The sequence below is a fragment of the Streptomyces sp. FH025 genome (assembly GCF_017427025.1).
Classification (GTDB): Bacteria; Actinomycetota; Actinomycetes; order Streptomycetales; family Streptomycetaceae; genus Kitasatospora.
Map to the genome: position 1 here is coordinate 1 of NZ_JAFLNG010000922.1, position 2,488 is coordinate 2,488.

Here is a 2,488-nt window from a genome sequence, read left to right on the forward strand (position 1 = left end):
CGCCGACAGCGCGGCCTGCTCCGCCGTCTCGTCCAGGTCCGCGCAGAACCAGGCCCCCAGCGGCGCCACCCGCATCGCCGCGCCGTTGCCCAGACTCCCCTCGCCGCCGAACAGAGCCCGCGCCTCGCCGCGCCAACTGCCCGGCTGCTCGGCCAGCTTGGGCAGCAGCTGGTGCATGCCGTGCCCGTACCCGCGGTACGCGTCGGCCTGGTACGTCGCACCGAAGGCCTGTGCCAGCCGGTCCTGGTGCACCGCGTCGAAGGCGGTGAGGATCCCGTACACCGACAGCGCCATCGCGGTGTCGTCGGTCCAGTGCCACGGCGACTCCGGCGGCACCTGCCGGGCCCGGATCTGGGTGAACGCCAGCCGGGGCTGGCGGAAGAGCGGGAACCACCGCTCCCCGAAGCCGTCCCCGAGCGCCAGGCCCTCAAGTGCGCCACGTGCGGCGCGAGCAGCGGAAGTCGTCATCCGCGCATCCTGCCACCGCCCGGGCGGCGGCGCCGTCAGTTCGCGGCCACCGGCGGGAGGCCGTGCTCACCGAAGACCTTCCCCGCGACAGCACGCGTACCGCAGCGCCTCGACGATCCGGGTGGGGGAGGCCGGCGCCGAGGGAGGAGCCTGGCTGGGAAGATCGTCACATGCACTTCTCCGAGATGACCGACCGCCAGTACTTCCGGGTCGTGGCCGCACGCCCCGGCATGTTCGTCGGACGGCCGTCGTTCGATCTGATCGCGGCCTTCCTCACGGGCTATGACCAGGCGTCTGTGCGGGACGGCCACCCCGGCCTCACCGGCTGGCGCGACTGGCTGGTCGCCCGCCGAGGCCGGGACTGCAACCACGCGTGGCCCGGCCAGATCCTCCACATGGCCTTCCCGGAGAACTTCCCCGGCTCCTCGGAACTGTCCCCACAGGACGACGAGCACGCCCTGGAAACCCTGTTCCCGCTGCTGGACCAGTTCCTGACGGAGCGGGAAGACCAGCAGGCACGGGAACTCCTGAACAAGGCCGACCGGGAACAGGGACCGGACCACCTCGAGTTCCCCGACAGCTTCGACCACCCGCGGGCGAAGGCCATGCTCGGCGAGCTCGCCAGGCACCTGGACGGCGCGTTCTCACAGCCTTGCGCCATGGACGACCACATCCAGGACGCCAGCTACCACGCACTGGTGCACATCCCCGGCGAGGCCACCGAAACCGGCGTGGGCATCGGCATCCGGCTGAGCAACTTCGGCGACCTGGCCGTCATCACCGTCGAAGGCCCGGGCGTCCACGACGACCTCGATGACGCGGTCGCCAAGGGCGCGCTCGCCGAGGCGGACCGGCGGCGAGTCGAGGCGGCGGTGCGCGGCGCCGGCTATGCGCTGGTTCCGGAACGGCTGCTGCACCGCCCCTACGACGGTGTGACCCCGCTCGCCGAATTCACTCCGGACACGCCCCCGACCTGGTGGACCAGGTTCTTCGACCATCTCTGAAACCCACCCGGGGAACGCGACGAAGAGCTGAGCCGGCGACTCCACCACCCTCGACCCGGGTGAGCACCTACGGGCCCCGCGCCCTCAGGGCCGGGGCGTCCAGCCGGGCGGGGTGAGGGCGGTGTCGGCGAGGATCCGGGCGACCGTGGCGTCCAGCGTGCTGGCCTGCGGGACGACGTGCTCGACGCCGCCCGGCAGCAGGCCGCTCTCCTGGTACCAGTCGGCCATCTCCTCGGGGGAGAACTCGGCGGCCTGCGGCCGGGTGGCGTGGCGGCGCACCGTCTCCTCGAAGGCGACGTCCAGGTAGTACAGGTGGCTGCGCCCGCGGTGGTCGGCGACCAGATCGGCCAGCATCGCCCCGTAGCGCTCGGCGGTGAGGATGCCCTCCAGCACGACGTGGAAGCCGCTGTCCAGCGCGTGCCGGGCCACCAGGGAGATCAGTCCGATGTTCGCCCCGCCCGCCACGTCGCGCTCGCGCAGCACGACGCGCCGCAGCACGTCCTGCCCCACGACCGCCACGCCCCGCCCGTACGCGGCCCGCAGCCGCGCCGCGACGCTGGACTTGCCCGCTCCGCTGGGTCCGCGCACGACGATCAGCACCGTGTCCCGACTTCCCGTCACCCAGTCACCGTAGCGCCGCGCACTGACAAGGCCCGGCGGCCGGTTGCGGTTGGATCACGGAGTGTCCGGTTCATCGAACATTGGGTGGGAGTGTGGTGATTGTTTTTGTTGGCGCGGCCGCCAGCGGGCTCTCATAATGCCTGCTGAGACACGTGACGGATGGTCCGGACAGCCGCCGAGAGAGCGGATTCCGTGAATGGTCCGCGTGCGAAATCCAGCATTTCCCTTGGGGGGAGTTCCTTGTCCGCGCCCGAAAACGAGAGCGCCTTCACCGATCCGCCGGCGCAGGGGGCCGTCGCGCCCGCCGTCGAGCCCGTGCCCGTCGTGCCCGTACCCGCTGAGCCGGAGCCCGGGCAGGCCCAGCGCCGGCTGCCGCGCGCCGTCGGCGTCGCGCT

At 72.1% G+C, this 2,488-nt stretch carries 3 protein-coding genes; 1 reads left to right on the forward strand and 2 read right to left on the reverse strand.

The window, feature by feature from the left end:
• The coding region (locus J0670_RS35690) for an ADP-ribosylglycohydrolase family protein (protein ID WP_207816766.1) at positions 1-468 on the reverse strand (468 nt) is incomplete at its 3' end.
• A gap of 170 nt (positions 469-638) precedes the next feature.
• Between J0670_RS35690 and J0670_RS35695 the strand changes: the two genes are divergently transcribed.
• Positions 639-1,472 (forward strand): hypothetical protein, encoded by an 834-nt coding sequence (locus tag J0670_RS35695; protein WP_207816767.1) that lies wholly within the window; start codon positions 639-641, stop codon positions 1,470-1,472.
• Positions 1,473-1,556: 84 nt separating this feature from the next.
• On the opposite strand, the gene J0670_RS35700 is transcribed toward J0670_RS35695, so the two are convergent.
• Positions 1,557-2,093, reverse strand: a complete 537-nt coding sequence (locus tag J0670_RS35700; protein WP_207816768.1) for an AAA family ATPase — start codon at positions 2,091-2,093, stop codon at positions 1,557-1,559.
• Positions 2,094-2,488: the final 395 nt, after the last annotated feature.

Excerpts from the sequence above, each read along its gene's own strand:
- J0670_RS35695 (WP_207816767.1), top strand. The coding sequence starts at position 639 with ATGCACTTCTCCGAGATGACCGACCGCCAGTACTTCCGGGTCGTGGCC.